Consider the following 21,249-nt stretch of genomic DNA (forward strand, 5'->3'; position numbering starts at 1 on the left):
GGAGTTTCCCGTGGTGCTGCGCGGCGACGCGCAGGCCCAGTACCAAAGCGTGATGGACGTGCTCGACCTGCTCGGCCGCATCGGCCTCAACCAGGTTGGACTCGCCACCAAACCGCTCGTGAAGTGAGTTCGTCCGAAGGCACCGCCAATGATCACGCAGTTATCGCTCCTTTCCACCCAGTCGCCGCGTCAGACGTTCTGGTCGTGGCTGCGTGGCGTGACGAGATATTTCGATCACGGCGACGATGGTCTCGACGCCAATCGAGTCGCGAGGCTGCAGCAATTGTCGATGCGACGAGGCGGTGTCGTGGAGCCTCGGCTGTCTCCCCACGCGGGCAAGGCAGAATCGGCGCGCGGTGATGTGCTGCCGTTTCCGATTCGCGGCGAAGCCTTGCTGGTGCGGCTTGCGGAGGTGTTGCGGAGCCGCCTCGCGAAACAGGGGCCGGATCACGATCCGCTGTTGCTGACAATCTCGCGGTCTCCTGGATCGCGGCTCCTGATCGACGGCGTGGCCTATGTGGATTACCTCAGCGACCTTTCGACCTATCGGGCGGCGATCGAAGCGATGCCCGACACCAAGGTGATCGTGGAAACGAGCGACTTCGACACGCTCGTCAGCTTCATCGTGCAGTATCTCACCGACAGGCTCTGCAAGCCGGCGGCAACGGAGGCCACGTCATGAGCGTGCCGGCCAATAAAAAGCGCGAACTGGCGGTGCCGCAGCCGTCGTCCACCTATGATCATCCCACCGACCGGACCGAGCATCGCTCGTTCGCGCGCTTCGGCGTCGCCTTGGTGCTGGTCGCGCTCGTCTTCGGCGGCATGGCATACGTCTTTCTCGGTCACGACGATCTGCCGCCGCCGCGGCAGGTGCGCGAGCTCACCATTGTCAACCTCGTGCCGCCGCCACCTCCGCCGCCCCCGCCGCCTCCGCAGATGCCCGAGCAGAAGATGATCGAGCAGCCGAAGATGGCCGAGCCCGAATTCAAGGAAGACAAGCCGATCGAGAAGCCGCAGGACGAGCCGGTCAAGGATGCCAAGAACGACGAGCCGCCGGGCCCACTGTCGCTTGACGCCAAGGCGACTGGACCCGGCGATCTCTTCAATCTCGGCGGCAAGCCGGGCGGCAGTCCTTACGGCGGCGGGGGCGGCGGTGGCAGCCGCTGGGGCTGGTACTCGACCGTCGTCTCGACGCAGATCGAGGCGGCGATCCGGTCCAATCCGAAGACACGCAACATGGCCGCGCAGATTCAGGTGAAGCTCTGGGCTGACAGTTCGGGCCGTGTGAGTCGGGTCGTCCTGACGCCGTCGACCGGTGATCCCGAGGTCGATGCCGCGCTTCGCAACGAGGTGATCGGCAGTCTGACGCTGCGCGAGCCTCCGCCGAAAGACATGCCGATGCCGGTTGTCACCCGAGTCACCGCGCGACGGCCGACCTGACCTGATCCTGATTTTTCAAAGCTGATGTCACGAGTGAGAGTTGAGGGGCTGATGATGTTTAACGTGAGAGCAGATGCGGAATGGCGCACGATTCCGCTTGCCGTATCGCCGTGCGCGCCTGCCTGCGCAACCCTGGCTATGGATCAGACCGCGACGGAGCAGTGCCCGCGAAGCAGGCCGACGCGAAATGGCCGGCACGCAACGACGTGCTGGACGGTCTGACGCTGCGGGGCCGCCCGCCGAAGGACATGCCGATGCCGATGGTGACGCGCGTGACCGCGCGTCGGTCGAGCTAATGCGACTCTGACAAACACAACGGACTTAAGAGGACTGGGGACAAAATGTTTGAGATTAATCCAGGCGCACGCCGGCGCACGCTGCTGCTCGCTGTCTCGCTGGCTGCGCTTTCCTGCGCGGCGCCAGCACTTGGCCAGCCCGCGGACGAGGCCGGCGCGCCTGAGAAGAAGGTGGAGTCCAAGCGGCCGAAAGTGTCGGATGCCAAGCCGACCTCGCCGAATACAACGGTCAATCTGCTCAACCTCATGGTGAAGCGCAAGCTGCTCAGCGAGGATGAGGCGCAGTCGCTGATCAAGCAGGCCGAAGACGAAGCCTATGTGTCGCGGCAGGCCTCCAAGGACGCGACCAGCAAGGCGGATGAAGCGGCGAAGGCGGCGACCGCCGCCGCGGCTGCGGCCAATCCGCCCGGAACCCGGCACGTCACCTACGTGCCGGAGATCGTGAAGCGGCAATTGCGCGAGGACATCAAGAAAGAGGTGATGGCGAAGGCCGAGAAGGAGAACTGGGCCTCGCCGGGCATGTATCCGGAATGGGCGCAGCGCATCCGCTTCTACGGCGACGTGCGCGCCCGCTATCAGGGCAGCTTCTTCCCGACCGGCAACGATCCGGGCCTGACCAATTTCAACGCCATCAACACCGGCTCACCCTACGACGTCTCCAACGCCAACCTCGCCAATTACCCGACGTACAACACCTATCAGAACCGCAACCAGGTGCGGCTGCGCGCCCGGCTCGGCATGGACGCCGACCTCACCAACGGCTTCGCGGCGGGCTTGCGGATCGCCACCGGCGAGAGCAACTCGCCGGTCTCGACCAACCAGACCCTGGGCGGCAGCGGCTCGAACTTCTCGAAATATTCGATCTGGCTCGATCGGGGCTTCCTGAAGTATCAGCTCCCGAACGAGGCTCTGATGGCGTCGGTCGGGCGTTTCGACAATCCGTTCTGGTCGCCGACCGATCTGGTCTGGTACCGCGAGCTCGGCTTCGACGGTTTCGCCGTGCAGGCCAAGCAGGAGGTGATTCCGAACGTCACAGCGTTCGGCGTCCTGGGCGCGTTTCCGATCTACAATACCGACTTCAACGTGGGTACCAACGCGCTTTCCATTGATGGCGGAAAGCTTCCGAGTCACGACAAATGGTTGTTCGGCGCCCAGGCCGGTTTCGCTGCACGGTTCGACCCGGTCTCCGAGTTCCGCTTCGGCGTAGCCTATTACGATTTCGAGAATGTCCAGGGACAGCCCTCGGCACCTTGTTCTGTATTGAACGTCTCGGACAATTGCAGCTCAGACCTGACGCGCCCACTCTTCGCACAGAAGGGCAACACTTATGCGGCGTTGCGCAACATCATCTCGGACAACTTGAACAACCTCGGAACGATCAATCAGTTTCAGTACTTTGGGCTGGTGCAGAAATTCCAACCGGTGGTCGCCAGCGCCTCGCTCGACCTCGGCGAATTCCATCCGTTCCATATCATAGTCGACGGCGAGTTCGTCTGGAATTCGGCCTTCAATCGCGCGCTGACGGTCGCCGGCACCGGACTTACGGCGCTCCCGACCAACGTCGCCGGCTACGCCATCAATAACCGCGCCGGCACCGCGGACGGCTCGTTCGGCCCGTTCAACGGCGGCGACATCGGCTGGATGGCGCGCGTCACGGTCGGCAACAGGGAGATCAAGCACTTCGCCGACTGGAACGTGCATGTCGGCTACAAATACCTGGAGTCGGACGCGACGCTCGATGCCTTCGCCGATTCTGATTTCGGGCTCGGCGGCACCAACCTCAAGGGCTACTTCCTCGGCGGCAATTTCGGCCTCAGCGAGAACGTGTGGGCGTCGATGCGCTGGCTGAGCGCCAACAACATCGCCGGCTCGCCCTATGCCGTCGACGTCCTGCTGGTCGATCTCAACGCAAAGTTCTGATCATGAAGATACGCATCCTCACCTTCCTCACGGCGGCCGTCGCGGTGTGTTCGCACGTCGAGTTCGCCCACGCCGATGCCGAGACCGATCGGCTGCGCGAAGCCCTGCGCAGCGCCACCCTGCAGACCCGGCAATTGGAGGACCAGCGCACGGCGCTGCAGGCCAAGCTGGCGGACGCCGAGCGGGACAAGGCCGCGGCGAAAGCCCAGGTCGACGCCGCCAAGGCGCAGGTCCGCCAGACCGAGAAGCAGCACCGCGAGGCCGTCGACGAGTTCAACAAGCGGCTTGCCGAGCGCGACGAGACGCTGGAGAAATGGAAGTCGGCCTATGAAGAGGCGGCCAATGTCGCGCGCGACAAGGACGCCGCGCGGGCCAAGTTCGAGGGCGAGGCCAACGCCTACAAGGCCTCGACCAAAGGCTGCGTCGCCAAGAACGACCAGATGCTGAAGGCCGGCCGCGAGCTGCTGAAGCAGTACAAGAGCGTCACGATCGGGGACACGATCGTCGCGCATGAGCCGATGCTGGGGCTGCGTCGGGTGGAAATCCAGAACAACATCCAGGATAGCGGCGACAAGATCCTCGACCAGAAGGCAGTACCATGACACGCTCTCCTCTCCGCGGCGCACTCCCGATCCGCTCCCTGCGCGTGTCGCTCATGGCGACGGCGCTCGCCGGCCTCCCGCTGGCCGCGATTGCCCAGACACCGCAGCCGCCGGCGCCGCAGCGGCCCGCCCAGGCCGTCGCCAAGCCGAAGCCCGCGGCCCCCGCAGCGGCGGCCGTGACGCAGGGCGCGGCACCGGCCAAGTCCGGTGATGACGTGATCGCCCGGGTCGGCGCCACCAACATCTCGGCCGACCAGATCCGGGCCTATGTCGCCTCGCTCGGGCCGCGCGAGCGCGCCGCGTTCGGGCAGGATCCGAGCCTGCTCAGCCAGGCGGTGCGATTGATGCTCGCCAACCGCCTGGTGCTGCAGGAGGTCGCGGCCAAGAAGTGGGACCAACAGCCCGCCATCGCCGAGCAGCTCGACCGGGTGCGCGAGAGCGCGGTCGCCGAACTCTATCTGCAGCAGGTCTCGACCCCGCCGGCGAGCTTCCCGAGCGAGGACGACCTGCAGAAGGTCTATGATGCCAACCGCGCCTCGTTCCTGATGCCGCGGCAATTCGAGCTCGCGCAGATCTTCGTGGCGGTGGCCAAGGACGCCGACAAGGCGGCCGAGGACAAGGCAAAGAAGACCGTCGAGGAGCTGCAGCGCAAGCTGAAGGCGCCTGGCGCCGACTTTGCCGCGCTCGCCAACGAGACCAGCGAAGCCAAGAACGGTGAGAAGAACGGCGGCGAGCTCGGCTGGCTGGCGGAGACCCAGATCCGGCCGGAAATCCGCACCCAGGTCATGGCGCTCGCCAAGAATGCGATCGCCGAGCCGATCAAGCTCGACGACGGCTGGCACATCATCAAGCTCACGGACACCAAGGCCTCCTACACCCGGACCTTGCCGGAGGTGCGCGACGTGCTCGTCCAGCAGATGCGCAGCGAGCGCGCGGCGATGCTGCGGCGTGCCTACATCGCCGAACTGTTGAAGCAGAATCCGCCCGTCATCAACGAGCTCGCGCTGTCGGGCCTGCTCGGCGGCCAGACCCCGGCGGCGAGGTAATCGCGCGATGGCCGCCGTGCCGCCCATCGCCGAACCGGCGCCGGACTGGATGCTGACCGCCGGCGAGCTTCAGGCGCTGCTCGGGATCTGCGGCTATCGCGGCGCCGTGCTCGCGACCTGGCGGCGGCATGTACTGCCGGCCGGGTGCCGGGTCTCGCTGCAGTTCGGCGATCAGCTCGCGCGCGATGGCGACGGCCTGACCCGTGTGGTGATCCGCTGCAGCCTGGAGCTCAACGGCCCTGACGCGCGGATCGGCGAGGTGACCTATTGGCAGATCCGCAAGGTGGTGCCGGCCACGGTCGATGGGCATCGCGTCCATTTCGAACTCGAAACCGATCTGTTGCTCGGCAGCATGATCCGGTTTGACGATGTGCTGACGCAGGGGGCGGAGATGCTGCGCCATCTGCGGCTGCTGATCGCGGATGCGCGGCTGACGCTGGCGCATCTGCCCATCAACGACCGGCTTGGCGAGGAGGCCCGTGCGCCGGTGCTGCGGATCGAGGCCCGCTTCGCCGCCGACCTGGCCGCCGGACGCTCGGGTCTTGTGGTCCCCGATCCGCAAGACGCCGGCGCGCCGTTCCGCACCACGACGCGCCATGCCGGCATCGGCCTCGCCGCCTGCGATTGCCTGGCCGACCAGGTGCTGCCCGACCTGGCGCAGGCGGCGCGCGCCCTGATCGCGCAGCAGCGCTCGACCCGCGCCCCTGGGACGGCGCAATGGCCATCCCAGGTGCTGCCCGCAAGCGCCGCCTTTTGATGCCGATGACGCGGGGATTGTCGGGGCTGGACTGTTTTTCAGCATCAAGCTTGAATCCGAAATCCCGCCAACAGGGAATCCCCAATGCCGGGAATACGCACACTCAAGGACGGCGCTTTGCCTTGGGTGTTACCGTACTGTCATCTTTAATGGATATGACCCGCTTCTATGGGGTGCGATTGCCTCGTGATTAGCGCATAGCCCGGCCGCGCTCGATCCTCGTCGGAGGTGGCGTCTATCCCGGGTGCTGCGCGTCCAGAATCATTTGGCAGCAGTCACTTGTCTCTGTGTGATCCAGCACGGCTTTTGTTGGCTCTTGGCATCGCCGTCACAGTGTTCGCTTTCAGCAATATGTTGTCTCGAGCCCAGTCACAGATTGCTGAACCAGAAATAGAATTTGACATTCCAGCGCAGCCGCTCGACGTCGCTTTGGAAGCCTATATCCAGGCGACAGGGTTGCAGATTCTCTATAAGAGTGCACTCACGGCGTCCCGTAACTCTTCTCCCGTGACAGGAAAATTCACACCGCAACGGGCGATCGAACGGTTGCTGGCCGGCACGGATCTGGTCGCGAGCCAGACCTCCGAGGGCGCTTTTACAATTCGACCGCTCTCGGTCGAGCCCGATCGTGCCGTCGGCCCTCAGCGGGTCGTTGATTATGATGCGTTTCTTGGCCTGGCCCAACAGAGGATCATCAGATCGCTCTGTCAGAATGCCATGACGCGGCCAGGAGGCTATCGTGCGGCGCTGCAGTTCTCGATCGGATCAACCGGTCTGATAGAGGATCCGGCACTGCTCGATACGACCGGCGACGACGTGCGTGACCGATCGCTTCGAGGAGTTCTTTGGGGGCTTTCAATCGGGCAATCTCCGCCAGCGAATATGCCACAGCCGGTCACCATGATTATCGCGCGGCGCAGCTATCAAGACGAATGCCAGCGGTACATCCATGAAAATCGGTGAAAGCTTCGGCGTTGGCGCCGTGATCGTTCAAGCGAGGCGTACGCAGACGGAGCCGTGCCGTGTCTGAAACGACCTGGGCCAGCCTGCGTCAATTGCTGGTCGATCGGTATTACGACCTCCGCGACAGACTGACCCGCCGCCTCGGCTCTGCGGAATTGGCAAGCGAGGCGCTGCATGAGGTCTATCTGCGCCTCAATCGGACCGACAATCCCGGATCGGTCTCCAGCCCCGCGGCGTACCTGTTCAAGGCGGCCTACAATATCGCCAGCGATCATCGCAGAACCGAATATCGCCGCGGGCATCAAGTCCCTATCGATGCGGTGCTTCATGATATCCCCGATCAACGGCCAGGGCCGGACGGGATTTCCGAGGCGAAGATTGAACTTGCAGCATTGACGGAGGCATTGTTGGCGTTGCCGCCGCGGCAGCGCGCGATTCTGATCGCCGCGCGTTTCGAGCAAATTCCCCGTGCGGAAATCGCCAAGCGCTACAAGATTTCGCGCCGGCAGGTCCAGTTTGAATTGCAGCGGGCCCTGGAGGCCTGCAAGGATTACATTGACAAAAATGTGTAGTTTCGATGTTCACATCGCCGCTTGCCGGAACGTCTTAGGGATTGCGCAGGTCACTCCAGATAGCCCGGATCTGATATCGGCGAGTTGAGATATGGACATGGCCACCGATATCCCACCCGGGAATAAGGACAACAAGTCGCTGGAGCGAGACGCCATCGTCTGGTTGACACGCGTCACCGACGAGGACGTGACCGCCGAGGATCGGGCCGCCCTGCGCCATTGGCTGGCGCAGAGCCCCCGTCATGTCGAGGCGTTCGACAAGGCCAACACCCTTTGGCGGGCCATGCCGTCGGCGATCGAGACGATGGTCCGGAGCGGAAGTGTCTCCCTTCCCGTGCCGGCGGAGATGCATCGGGGAGTGATCGGCCGGAGAACGCTGATCGGCGGTTTTGCCACGGCGACGGCGGCTGCGGCATGTTACGCGATGTTTCGGCCGCCGCTCGACTTATGGCCGTCAATATCTGAACTGGCCGCGGATTATCGCACAGCGACCGGAGAGCAGCGGCAGATCACGGTGGCCGACGGCATCTCGGTCCAGATGAATACACAGACCAGCATCGCGCTTCGCTCGACGGCAACCAGTGCGGATCGCTTCGAGTTGTTGTCTGGCGAGGCCATCATTGGTGCGGCATCGATCAAGCCGGTCCAGGTGATCGCCGCCGATGGCTTGACCAGCGCGGATGCCGCGAAGTTCAACATCCGCTGCAGCACAGCGAAAATCGTTGTCACCTGCCTCTCCGGCTCGGTGCGCGTCGAACATCGCGATCACGCCGCCACTCTTCGGGAAAAGCAGCAGGTTGCCTACGGCGGCGGCATGATGAGTAACGTGGACCTGGTCGATCCCGCGACCGTCACCTCCTGGCAAGACGGCTATCTGGTGTTTCGGAATGAGCCGCTGGCCGACGTCATCGCGGAAGTCAACCGCTATCGGCCGGGCCGGATCGTGCTGCTGGACGCGGAACTCGGCCGTGGATTGGTGACGGCGAGGTTCAGGCTCGATCGTCTCGACGATGTGGTGGTTCAGGTGCGCGATGTGTTCGGAGCCCGCATCCGCACCCTGCCGGCCGGCATTGTGCTGGTTGGCTGACGGGCGGGTCCGCTCACCGCCGAAAAAAGATCAAAAAAATTCTCCGAAGTCGATTCACATCGACCCCGCTCGGAACGTCATAGGACGGTCCGAGGGGATTACATGAATAGTTCATCGAGATTCGGCTTTGAATTGACGAGGGCCACACGCGACCGGAACGCGTGTCCGGCAAGTCAGGCCTATTGGTCCGGACCACCGCGTCACCCGAATCCATCGGTGCCTCCCCACGATGAGGACAGAAGAGTGTGACGGTGCCTCCGCGCACCGCAACCGCAGTCACTCCGTAACGCTCTGATGCTCCGCAACATCGCCTCCGCTTTCTTCGTTCAGGGAATCCTCCATGCCGCTCCGCAGCTTTTCGTCCCGCTCGTTCCGCAAGACGATGCGTCTGCATCATGCTCGACCCACGGGATCGCCAATGATGAGAGCGTCGGCGGGATTGTCGCGCGGCGTGCTACTGGCGGGTGCGAGCGTGCTGGCGCTGGCGCTGGGCGGCACGGCGTTGGCAAGGCCGTTCGGCGGCTCGTCAGGCGTTGCGGCGACGACCGCTGCGATCAATGCGGCCAGCGCGGCCTCGCAGCAGGCGCAGGAAGCGGCGAAGCAAGGCCAGAGCGCGCTGTCGCGGGCCGTGCAATCCATGCAGGCGGTGCAGGCGGCCGCGCGTGCCGCCGCGGCAGTCTCGCAGCACTCGACGTCGTTGCCGCAGGTGAGCGTTCCCAACGGCCTGGGAGCAGGCGGGCTGCAGGTGGCGCCGGGCGGCACCTGGCAGGGCGCCAATGCCCCGACGCAGTCGGTCGTTGGCGGCCAGACCAATGTCGGCATCCAGCAGACCGCGGCGCAAGCCATCTTGGAGTGGAATAGCTTCAACGTGGGCGCCCAGACCACCTTGACCTTCAATCAGCGGGGCAATGCCAACTGGGTGGCGCTGAACCGCGTCACCGGTAGCAACAGCCCGAGCCAGATCCTCGGCAGCATCAAGGCCGACGGCGAGGTCTACATCATCAACCAGAACGGCATCATCTTCGGCGGCGCCAGCCAGATCAATGTCGGGTCGCTGATTGTGTCGACCGCCAACATCACCAACGCCCAGTTCCAAACCAGCGGCATCTACTCGACGCAGAGCGGCACCGACAACAACAACCACCCCAAGTACGTGCCGAGCTTCACCGGCGCCGGTGGCGCGGTCAACGTGGAAGCGGGGGCGCAGATCACGACCAGCACGCCGTCCTCGGTGACCTCGGGCGGCGGCTATGTGCTGCTGATGGGCACGCAGGTCAGCAACGCCGGCCTGATCCAGACCCCGAACGGTCAGGCCGAGCTCGCCGCCGGCGACAGCTTCGTGCTCCACGCCGGATACAGCACGATCGGCAACACCAGCTCGACCACGCGCGGCACCGAGATCGCACCGCTGTTCGGCGGCGGCAGCTTAAGCGGCGCGGTCAGCAACAGCGGCATGATCTACAGCCAGCAGGGCGACATCACGCTGGCGGGCCATGCCGTGACCCAGGACGGCGTTTTGCTGTCGACCACCTCGGTGAGCCAGCGCGGCACCATCCATCTCCTGAATTCCGCCAGCGACAGCACCGGCCGCGTCACGCTGACCGGCAACGCCGTCACCGCCGTCCTGCCCGAGATCGATAGTCCCGACACCGCGCTCAATTCCAAGCGCGACGCCCTGATCGCGGATTCGGCGACGCAGAATGTCACCCGGGCCGGCGTAGCCGTCGGGCAGTTCGACAATCTCTCGCTGCTGGCCGACCGCCAGGATCAGTCGCGGATCGAGATCGTCAGCGGCGGCATCGTCGATATCAGGAACGGCTCGCTGACCCAGGCGCAGGGCGGCCAGCTGGCGGTGAGTGCCGGCCAGCGGGTGTTCGTCGAGAATGGCGCCACCCTCGACGTCTCCGGCACCACCGGCACCGTGCTGCCGATGAGCGCGAACAACATCGCGGTCAACGTCCAGGGCAACGAGCTGCGCGACAGTCCGCAGAACCGCGACAGCGGCAATCTGTTCAATGCCAATGTCTGGATCGATGCCCGCGACCTGACGCTGGTGCCGGCCGGCACCGGCGGCTACGCCACGGATCGTTATTACACGGCGGGCGGCCTCCTGGAGGTCTCGGGCTATCTCAACAACACCGGGCACCGGATCGGCGAATGGACCGCAGTCGGTGGCAGCATCACGCTGGCGGCGCCGGAGGTGATCGCGCAACGGGGCTCGACCTTCAATGTCTCCGGCGGTTCGGTGAGCTATGCGCCGGGCTACATCATGACCAGCAATCTGCTCGGCGCCGATGGCCGCGTCTACAGCATCGGCAATGCGCCGGCGGACGTCCAGTTCGTGGCGCTCGCCGGCAGCTTTAGGCGCCCGCATCGTATCCAGGGCCAGGTTGACGATCGGCTGACCGAGATCTGGGCCTCCCCGTTCGGCAAGGGCGCCGTCAATCTGCGATGGGAAGACGGCTACACCGCGGGCCGTGACGCCGGCAGCCTGATTCTGTCGACGCCGACCTCGCTCTTCGAAGGCGCGATCGTCGCCGGCGTGATCGACGGCGAGCGCCAGCGCAACGCGCGCCCGGCCGGCGTCACCGACGGCTACAAGCTGACCCAGAACGTGGCGCCGCTCGCCGGCACCTTGGCGCTTGGCCAGTACACCGCCCGCGGCCTGGCCGGCGCCTACGGCACCGATGTGGTGTTCGGCAACGTGGCCGCCGGTGTCGCCAGTTCGATGTCGGCGACCAGCTCGGTGCCGACCGAGCGGACCAACACCGCCTGGTTCGATGCGCCGACGCTCAACGGCTTCGGCCTCGGCAGCCTCAACGTCGCATCGGCGGATGCGATCAAGGTCGACGCGCCGCTGACCTTCGCGCCTGGCGCGCAGGTCAAGCTGGTCGCGCCGACCGTCGACCTCGCCGCCGACATCACCTTCCGTTCCGGTGCCGTTACCGTCAGCAACATCCTCACCAGCGCTTTGGGCACCCAGACGCTGACGACCCCAAGCGGAGGCGCCGACCTCACGCTGAGGGGCGGCGTCACGATCGATGCTCGCGGAATGTGGGTCAACGAGACGACCGATCCGGACAGCGCCGCCAACCTTGCCTTCCTCAACGGCGGCAGCGTCACTTTCGATTCGACGCAGAACGTGACGCTGGCGGCGGGCAGCACCATCGATGTCTCATCCGGTGGTGCCGTCCTTGTCACTGGCAAGACCCAGGGCGGCAAGGGCGGCAATGTCACGATCATGGCCGGCCACGCACAGCAGGACGCCGGAACGCCCGGTGACGGCACTCTCGTCCTGGATGGCACCATCCGCGCCTATGGCGTGACCGGCGGCGGCGCGCTGACGATATCTTGGCCCGGCAACCTCCTGATCGGCGATAACGCTGGGCTGGCCGGCGGCGTGCTACCAGCCGGCACGCCGGCACCCGTCGCGCTGAAGCTCAAACAGGCGCTGACGATTCCGGCAGGTCAGCCGTTGCCGACGGCGCTGGTGCTGACCTTTACATCAATCGTTTACGACGCGCCGATCCCGGTCGAGGTCCGGTCGGCGGGTGTGCCGAGCACGCCGACAGGCGCGGACTGGACTATTCCGAAAGGGATATTGGTGCAGACACGGGTGAACGGCAACATAGAGTATTGGGACGCGGGTAAGGTGTTGCCGGCGGGGTCGGTCATCTTTAACTTTAACCTGGGCGGAGACGCCGGTGATGTCTTTCCGGCCGGCACCGTCTTCCCTTCGAGCGTTTTTCCCAACGGCATTCCGATCAAGCCCTATCAAATTACCTACGCCGCTGGATCGGTCCAATCCACGCCGATGACCTATCCGGTCGGCGCGATCATCCCGGCCGGCACGCTGTTGCCGCAAACGGTTGCGATCACCCCCGCGCCCGCGCTCAATCCCTCGTTCTTCACCGCAGGATTCTCCAGCTACGACATCAATGGCGGGCAAGGCATTCTCGTTGCGAACAACACTGTCCTTGCGCCCACGATGCCGGTCTACCGGTTTACCGCCGACAGCTATGCGGCGCGCACCGGCAGTGATCCGTCGTCGGCGATGTCGCTATGGCTGCCGCCGCTGTTCACCGAGAACCCGACGGGCGCGACGCTCACGCAGCGCGGCGGCGCCAGCGTGATCTTGCGCTCACTGACCAAATCCAGCGCTGGGGGACTCGTCGATGGCGGCGCGATTGTCGTGAGCGACGGCGCGTCGATCGCCGTCGATCCCGGGCAGAGCATCAAGCTCGATGCCTTTGGCCAGATCACGGTGCTCGGCAATCTCATCGCGCGCGGCGGCAGCATCAACCTCGTCAACGACGCTGACGGCAGTTCACTCGACAAGGGGCGCAACTTCGATGCGGCGGGTAACGGCCGCGGAGTTTCGATATGGATCGATGCCAATGCCAAGCTTGACGTGTCCGGGCTGGCTTACGGCGCGTCCGATTCCGCCGGGCACCGTTACGGGCAAGCAACTGACGGCGGCGCGATCACCATCAATGGCGGCGGCGCCTTCGTGATCATCCGTCCGGGCGCCGAACTCAATGCCGACGGGACGCAGCTCGCGATCGATCTCGCGGCGGGCGGCAATGCGCAGACAGCCAGCCAGCCGCTGACGCTTGCCCGTGGCGGCGGCTCGATTACGCTGTCCTCGCAGAGCGGGCTTTACCTCGACGGCGACATGCATGCGTTCGCCGGTGGCGCGGGCGCCTCGGGCGGCGGCCTGTCGATCGCGCTCACCACGCCGATCTTCGACCCGCGGTCGTTCCCCTTTGACCTGAGTGCTGGGTCCCACCTTGTTCCAGCGACTGCAGTCCTTCCCAGCGTCATGACGGTGGTGCAGGGACGTCTGGATTCGGCGCTGCCGCCCGACATCGCGCCCGGCACCAAGGCCGCCTCGCTCATGTTCGGACGGACCACGGTGAGCGCCGATATGGTCAAGGCCGGCGGGTTCGACAGCCTGACCCTGACCTCCGGCGACTATATGCAGTTCTCCGGCAACGTGTCGCTGGCGCTCGGCCGCAGCCTGACGCTGACCGCGGCGGCCTTCACGTCAGGGGCGCCCGTGTCCGGACCGATCGATTCCTCGATGCAGCCGACGACCGGCAGTGTGAAGCTGTCGGCGCCCTACATCCTCTTCAGTGAACCTGCGTCCGAGGTCAAGGACGGGTTCACCAGCGGCAGCATTCGCAATCCCGGCGGCGCGGCGGTGCCGACCATCGCGACCTTCGAAGCTGACGCAAACCAGATCGACATCCAGGGCCTCGTCCAGTTCTCGGCGCGCGCGCCGAACAACATGTTTGCGCCAGGGTTCCTGACGACGAAGCTGGTCAGCCAGGGCGACATCCGCTTCCTGTCGATGGCTGGGGTCATCACGACGCAGCTTGCCACCAGCGGCAATCTCGATCTCCTCGCCGCACAGCTTTATCCGGCGACCAACACCCTTGCCGCCGTGATCGCGGGCAGCGGCAATTCCGATCCCACCGTGACGCTGACCATCGGGCGCACCACCGATACCATTCCGGACGCGCCGTTGTCCGTGTTCGGCAGCCTCGCATTCCAGGCGCCGATCGTCGAACAGGGCGGCATCGTCCGCGCACCGTTCGGCACCCTGACGTTCGGCATGGGTTACCCGGTCTTCACGCCGCGCGTCGATCTGCTGCCGGGCAGCCTGACCTCGGTCTCGATGGCGGGCCTGACGATTCCGTACGGCGGCACTATCGACGGAGTCAGCTATAGCTATAACGGCGCCACCGTGAACAGCATCACGCTGCCCCTGACCAACTTCCCTAGCAACGGACGTGGGTCCGGCATCATCCTGGACGGGCAGTCGGTCAATGTCGCCAGCGGCGCAGTCCTGGACATGTCCGGCGGTGGCACGCTCAGCGGCGCGGGCTTCGTCTCCGGACGTGGCGGCTCGGTCAACGTGCTCACCACCCCGCTCGTCAACGCCAATCCCGCGGCCCCGCTCAGCAAGGCCGGCGACAAGGTCTACGCCATCGTGCCCGGCTATGCGTCCAGCTATGCGCCGGTCGCGCCCGAGAATGGCGCGGGCGATCCGGCGATCGGCCAGCGGGTCACCATTCCGGCGGGCGTTCCGGGCTTGCCGGCCGGCACCTACACCTTGTTGCCGTCCAACTATGCGCTGCTGCCCGGCGCGTATCGCGTCGAACTCGGCGGCAGCAGCACCAACCCGATCACCAGCCCCACGTCGGTCGGCAACGGCACCTACGTCGCCTCGGTGTCGACCGGCGTCGCCAACACCGCGATCCGCAGCAGCCTGCCGGTGACGGCGCTGATCACCGCTGGCGCGTCGGTCCGCAAATACTCGCAATACAACGAGCAGAGCTTCAGCGATTTCTTCACTGCGAATGCCGCGCAATTCGGCGGTCTGCGCCCGCTGCTGCCGGCCGACGGCAAGGCGCTGGTGCTGCAGTTCGAGGCGCCGTCATCCCCCGCGACGGGATCGGCGCTGACATTCAACGGCACCGCCTTGTTCCAGGGCGCGCAGGGCGGCTTCCCCGGTCAGGTGTTGTTGAGGAACGTCGGTGAAATCTATGCCGATGCGCCCACGCCGGGGTTCACCGGCGCCTCAGTGCGCGCAGCCGATCTCAATGCCCTCGGTGCGCCACGCCTGATGGTCAATGGCTACGAAGGGATCGTCGACGGCGTGATCCTGTTCCAGGGGGGAAGCGACATCGTCATCCGTGACGGGGTCACGCTCAGAGCAGGTGAGATATTCCTGGTCGGCGGCAACATCAGCCTCGGCAACAATGTGACGTTGAGCACGATCGGGCGGGGCGCCGCGCCGTTCGATTCGGTCTCGACCGGCATGGGTTACAACACCGCCTACGACGTCTCGGTGCTGGCGCTGTCCAACGGCGACCTCAATTTCCTCGGCTCGCAGGGCAACGGCGCTATCACGATTGGAGCAGGGGCGCAGCTTTATTCCGAAGGCACGCTGGCGTTTGCCACCAACGGTGCGTCCACGGTCGATTCCACGGCCCGTTTCGGATCGCGCAACATCGCGCTCGCCGCCGGCGCCATCAACATCGCCGCGACCGTCGCCGCGGCCGGCGCGCCGGCTGGTCTGCTGTTCGACCAGACACTGTTCAATACACTTGTTCATGGCGACGCCAGCCATGGCGCGCCAGCGCTAGAAAGGATCACACTGACTGGCAGCAACTCGATCAACCTGTTCGGCAGCGCCGGGCTCGATGCCACCGGCAGCGGCGTCGATCTCGTGCTCAACGCGTCAGCGATCTACGGATATGGCGCGGCAGGCGACCGTAACGTGATCGCCGCCAACAAGATCACCTGGAACGGGATCGCCGGCGCCACGCCGCCGGCCATCGCCGCGGGCGGGCCGGGCACCGGCAGCGGCACGCTCGATTTCGTCGCCGATGAGATCGATTTCGGCCGCTTCGCCTCGCTTGATACCACGTCGGTGAGCCGCGTCGTCTATGGCTTCGGCAATGTCAACATCACCGGTCGATCGCAGATCGTCTCGGCCGGCAACGGCAAGCTGTACGTCTATCAGTCGCCCAGCTCCGATCCTGCGGCCGTGTTCGGACAGAGCGGCGTGGGCGGCAACCTGACGCTGACGACCCCGCTCCTGACCGGGCTGCAGAAATCGATCATGGCCTATGCCGCAGGCGGCGCGCTCAACGTCGTCGCGCCCGCAGGTATCGCGCCGAGCGCGGCGAAGACCACGGTGTCGGGCGCCGAGATCGACCTGACCGGCGACAGCGTCGCCATCGGCAGCACCATCCTGCTGCCGAGCGGCAAGCTCGTGGTCAACGCCACCAACAACATCGCGCTCAATGATGGCAGCCGCATCGATCTCAGCGGCCAGCCGTCTCAGATCCAGAAGGCGACGGTCTACGGCTTCGGCGGCACGGCGATCTTCAACAGCGCGCAGGGCGGCGTCACGCAGACCGCGGGCTCGACAATTGACGTCTCCGCTACCAATGCCGATGCCGGATCGATCAGCATCAGCGCGGTCAATGGACCGGTCGCGCTCCGCGGCACGCTCAACGGCACGGCGACGGGGGGAGCCACCAGCGGCGACTTCAGCGTTACTACCGCCACGCTCTCCAACGCCGACTTCGCCGCGCTCAATGCACTTTTAACGCAGAGCGGCTTCTTCAATGCGCGCAGCTTTGACATCCGGACCGGTGATCTCGTCATCGGCGATGGCGTGAAAGCCCGCAATGTCATGGTCTCGGTCGACGGCGGCAGTCTCACCGTCACCGGCACGATCGATGCCTCCGGCGCGGCGCCGGGCACCATCCGGCTCTCCGCCGGCAACGGGTTGACGCTGGCCTCGAGCGCGGTGCTCGATGCCCATGGCACGGTGCTGCAGACAGACAGCTACGGGCACGCCATCGAGGCCAAGAACCGCGGCCATATCGAGCTGACCGCCGCGGGTGGCACGCTGACGCTGTCTCCTGGCGCCACGCTCGATCTTACCACGCCGAATGGAGTGGCCTATGGTGATGTCCAGCTGAACGCGCAGCGCACCGGCGAGACCTCGGGCGACATCGCCATCGATGCCGCCGGTCCGCTCCACATCAAGGGCGCGTACAGCATCGCGCTCAACGCGTTCTGGACCTACGACCTGCCGGCCGGCAGCGCCATCAGCCAGGCAACGCTTGACGGCTACGACACCGCGAGCACGGCATTTATCAATGCCGCACTGGCGAACGGCGCACTGCAGGGCAGGATCGCGGGCCTGTCCTCTTACGGCCGTACCTTCCACCTGCGCCCGGGCGTCCAGATCACCTCGAGCGGCGACCTGTCGACCTCGGGAGATATCGACCTCGCCAAATATCGTTACGGCGCGAGCGCCGATCGTGACCCCAACTCCGCCACTTACGGCGCAGGCGAACCGATGGCGCTGGTGGTTCGCGCCGCCGGCAACGTGACCGTCAACGGAAGTATCTCGGATGGGTTTAGATCGTCGCCGGGCGTGCCGGCCGTTTATGACCTTGTCGATGTCGCGAACAGCTCGTTCTTCCGTCTGACCACCACCAATCCCGGTGGCCCTTACACCTACTACCTTGACGACACAAAGGATGTGACGGTCGTTAATGCTTGGACTATTCCAAATGATGGTTTCTATATTTGGTGGACCACTTGGTGGTCGGGTCCTTACGTCGACAATAATGGCAATCAGTATAATCCTGGCGATACCATTCCGGCAGGCACGGTTCTTAGCATCAGTGACAGCTACGCCTTCGGGTTTGAGCTTTCGAACATGCCGACCCTTGCAGTCGTGGCGAGCCCGGCCATTCCAGGCGCGGCTGCCACAGCCCCGGCGGCATCAATGCTCGCGCCCGGCTCGCTGTCGGCATCGGTTCGCCTCGTGGCGGGCGCAGATCTCGCAGCCGCCGACCAGCGCGCGCTGCAGACGAGACAGGCGCTCAACGGTCGCGGCAATCTCACGCTGAACGATCCTGCTTACGATTCATCGCGCATGTTCAGCGTGGTCCGCACCGGCACCGGCAATCTCGACCTGCTCGCCGGTGGAAGCTTCAGCGAGACCACGCCTTACGGCGTCTACACCGCCGGCACACAATCCGCGCCGGTCCTCGCGGCTGACGGCAGCAACCCTTACGACGTCGTTGGAGCTGCGAGCAGCGGCACCTCGCACGCGTGGTATCCGGAGCATGGCGGCGACCTCCTGCTCACGGCTCAGCAGGACGTCACCGGCAACATCCAGATCTTCAACAACAACACCCGCTGGGTGGACTCCGATCTCACCGGCAACTGGTTCGGCCGGCAGGGAGGCGGAGGCTTGTCCGCCGATCCGACCGCTTGGTGGGTCAACTTCGGCTCCTACGCAAAGACCGCTCCAGATCGCGATAGTAAGCAGCTCGTCGGCTTCCAGGGCATCGGCACTCTCGGCGGTGGCAACCTGACCGTGATTGCGGGCGGCAACGCAGGCGTGACGGGCAACGGCTCGACCGGTCTCGATCTCGCGGTGGCTTCGACTGGACGGGTGCTGGCGGACGGCACGCTGCTGCAAACCGGCGGCGGCGACCTCACACTGAAAGTCGGCGGCAAGCTTAACTTCGTAATGCCGATCTTATCTTCGCAAGTGCCCGACTATTACGGCTCTATCACCGATCTGCGCGGCGACATTGTCGTGAAAGCTGGTTCTATCGGTGCGTTCGCGGTGAACAACGGCGGTGCCGCCTTCACCTCGGTCGATCCGCGCGCAACCGATCCCAATATCTTCAAGCGCTCGCTGAAGACGCCCGGCCCGATCTTCACGCCGGGTGACGGCACGGTCAGCATCATGACGCGCGGCGACCTGGTGTTCGGCGGCGCCGGTGATGCCGGCATGGGAGCCTTGGTCGATCTCAAAGGCATTCCCTATACGCTGCGCAATGCGGATGGCACGACCACGCTCGTCGCCGGCGGGCAATCGAGCTTCACGCTATGGAGGCCGGCGACCGCGATCAACCTGTATTCAGCCGGCGGCGACGTCGCGCCGTTGACGGGGACCGCCTTCAACGCCGTTGAAAACAGCAACGGCTTCTATCCAGGAACGTTGATCGTTGCGGCGGCCAACGGCGATATCCGCTTTGCGGAGCCCGTGTCTCGCGATCAGACCTTCACGGTTCTCGAGCTGATGCCATCGCCATCAGGCCAGCTTGAACTCCTCGCCGCAGGCTCGATCTACGGCTCGACCCAGGTGGTCGCAATGTCAGGGGCCGATATGAGCACGCTGGCAACGCCGTTCCGTCCCGTGTTCAATACGTCGGTGGGCGGCGGCGGCAACACCAACGCCAGCCCGACGTCGGCGTACATGGTCAATCAGTTCAATCCGATCGCCTTTGGTGAGGATACGCCCATCTCCAATCTGCATGCGGGCGATGCGCAGCCCGCGCTGGTCTATGCAGGCTTGGACATCGACGACCTGATCCTCGGGCAGCAGCAGAACGCCAGCATCAACTTCCGAACCGCTCCGAACCACGACACCTGGTATCTTGCGGCCAAGCCGTTCGAGGTGATCGCCGGGCGCGATATCGTCGGCACCGGCCCGACGCCAAGCGTGTTCCTGAACACGAGCGACAACGATATCTCGCTCATGCAGGCGGGCCGCGACATCATCTACCAATCGGTCACCGTCGCAGGTCTCGGCCTGCTTCAGGTGCAGGCCGGCCGCAACCTGTACCAGGGCTATTACGGATCGCTGCTTAGCGTGGGCGATATCGTCAACCCGTTAAACAAAGCGGGTGGCGCCGGCATCACGGTGCTGGCGGGAGTCGGCGCGAGCGGTCCCGACTATGCCGCTTTCGCCAAGCTGTATTTCGATGCGGCCAACCAGTTGCCAGGCGACGGCACGCCGCTCGCCGGCAGCGGCAAGGTGGTCCACAGCTATGACCAGGAATTGCTGGCGTGGCTGCAGCAGCGCTTTGGCTACACCGGCACCGCGGCAGACGCGCTCGCCCTCTTCCTGGCTCTGCCCACGGCGCAGCAGGGCGTCTTCGTGCGTGACGTCTATTACAAGGAGCTCACCCTGAGCGGCCGCGAATACAGCGGTGCGATCACGAGCCCGCGCCCTCGCAGCTATCTGCGCGGCCGCGAGGCGATCGCGACGCTGTTCCCGGATCAGGATGCCGACGGCAAGCCGATTGCCTATTCAGGCACACTCACGATGTTCAGTGGCTTTACAAAGGATGTCTTGGGCAATACCTACCTCGCCGATGCCGGCATCCAAACCCAGTTCGGCGGCGGCATCCAGATCCTCAATCCGGGCGGAAGGACCCTCATCGGCGTGGAAGGCGTGTCGCCGGGCGCCGGCGCAGGCCTGATCACGCGGGGCTCAGGCGACATCGACGTCTATTCGCTCGGCAGCGTGCTGCTCGGCCAGAGCCGCATCATGACCACTTTCGGCGGCAACATCCTGGTGTGGTCGGCCACCGGCGACATCAACGCCGGCCGCGGCTCGAAGACGACGACGATCTTCACGCCGCCCAAACGCACCTACGATGCCTATGGCAACGCCTCGCTGTCGCCGGTCGTGCCGTCGGCCGGCGCCGGCATCGCAACGCTCAACCCGATCCCGCAGGTGCCGGCGGGCGATATCGATCTGATCGCGCCGCTCGGCACCATCGACGCCGGCGAGGCCGGCATCCGCCATTCCGGCAACGTCAACCTTGCCGCGCTGCAGATCGTCAATGCCGCCAACATCTCCGGGCAGGGCACGGTGACGGGCGTGCCGACCGTGCAGGCGCCAAACATCAATGCTGCGCTTGCGGCGAACAGCACCGCCGGGGCGGCGCAAAAGACCACGGCGCCGACGCAGTCCACCAACAGCGACCAGCCATCGATCATCATGGTCGAATTCCTAGGTTTCGGTGGCGGCAATGGCGACCAGGATGAAACCTCACGCAAGGATCGCCGCAGCGACGCTTCCGGTGGACTCCGCTACGATCAAAATAGTTCGGTTCAGTTCGTGGGCCTCGGCAACCTCACCAGTGAGGAAAAGGTCCAGCTAACCGAGAGAGAAAGACATAACCTGAAAGGGCAATCTCGATAGCGCGCCGGAGGTTCTGCCC

General features: G+C 65.0%; 12 protein-coding genes. All 12 read left to right on the plus strand.

Annotated elements, in window-relative coordinates; genetic code table 11:
• Positions 1–127, plus strand: a 127-nt coding sequence (locus ACZYOF_RS08705) for an ExbD/TolR family protein (RefSeq protein WP_463715522.1), incomplete at its 5' end; no start/stop codon positions are given.
• 21 nt (positions 128–148) lie between these two features.
• Positions 149–682, plus strand: coding sequence for a hypothetical protein (locus tag ACZYOF_RS08710; protein WP_394570308.1), 534 nt, complete (start codon positions 149–151; stop codon positions 680–682).
• Entirely contained in the window at positions 679–1,440 is a 762-nt protein-coding gene (locus ACZYOF_RS08715; RefSeq protein WP_394570307.1) for an energy transducer TonB, read from the plus strand. The genes ACZYOF_RS08710 and ACZYOF_RS08715 overlap by 4 nt, the downstream gene beginning before the upstream one ends.
• A gap of 80 nt (positions 1,441–1,520) precedes the next feature.
• Positions 1,521–1,736: a hypothetical protein gene (locus ACZYOF_RS08720; RefSeq protein WP_394570306.1), complete on the plus strand. Its 216-nt coding sequence runs from the start codon at positions 1,521–1,523 to the stop codon at positions 1,734–1,736.
• Between the two features lie 45 nt (positions 1,737–1,781).
• Positions 1,782–3,656: a putative porin gene (locus ACZYOF_RS08725; RefSeq protein WP_463715490.1), complete on the plus strand. Its 1,875-nt coding sequence runs from the start codon at positions 1,782–1,784 to the stop codon at positions 3,654–3,656.
• Positions 3,657–3,658: 2 nt separating this feature from the next.
• Positions 3,659–4,258 carry a hypothetical protein gene (locus tag ACZYOF_RS08730; protein ID WP_463715491.1) on the plus strand — a complete coding sequence of 200 codons (600 nt, stop codon included), beginning with the start codon at positions 3,659–3,661 and terminating at the stop codon, positions 4,256–4,258.
• Positions 4,255–5,304 (plus strand): peptidylprolyl isomerase, encoded by a 1,050-nt coding sequence (locus ACZYOF_RS08735; RefSeq protein WP_463715492.1) that lies wholly within the window; start codon positions 4,255–4,257, stop codon positions 5,302–5,304. Before ACZYOF_RS08730 ends, ACZYOF_RS08735 begins: the two co-directional genes overlap by 4 nt.
• 7 nt (positions 5,305–5,311) lie before the next feature.
• A complete protein-coding gene (locus tag ACZYOF_RS08740; RefSeq protein ID WP_463715493.1) occupies positions 5,312–6,061 on the plus strand; it encodes a hypothetical protein in 750 nt (249 codons plus the stop codon).
• A 309-nt stretch (positions 6,062–6,370) separates the two neighbouring features.
• Complete coding sequence (locus ACZYOF_RS08745; protein ID WP_463715494.1) at positions 6,371–7,024, plus strand: STN domain-containing protein; 654 nt, start codon at positions 6,371–6,373, stop codon at positions 7,022–7,024.
• Between the two features lie 92 nt (positions 7,025–7,116).
• Complete coding sequence (locus ACZYOF_RS08750; RefSeq protein ID WP_463715495.1) at positions 7,117–7,596, plus strand: RNA polymerase sigma factor; 480 nt, start codon at positions 7,117–7,119, stop codon at positions 7,594–7,596.
• 97 nt (positions 7,597–7,693) lie between these two features.
• Entirely contained in the window at positions 7,694–8,683 is a 990-nt protein-coding gene (locus ACZYOF_RS08755; RefSeq protein WP_463715496.1) for a FecR family protein, read from the plus strand.
• A 418-nt stretch (positions 8,684–9,101) separates the two neighbouring features.
• The gene (locus ACZYOF_RS08760) at positions 9,102–21,230 is read left to right on the plus strand and encodes a filamentous haemagglutinin family protein (RefSeq protein WP_463715497.1); all 12,129 of its coding nucleotides are present in this window, start codon (positions 9,102–9,104) and stop codon (positions 21,228–21,230) included.
• Positions 21,231–21,249: the final 19 nt, after the last annotated feature.

This window comes from Bradyrhizobium sp. LeoA1Lang (assembly GCF_055413685.1).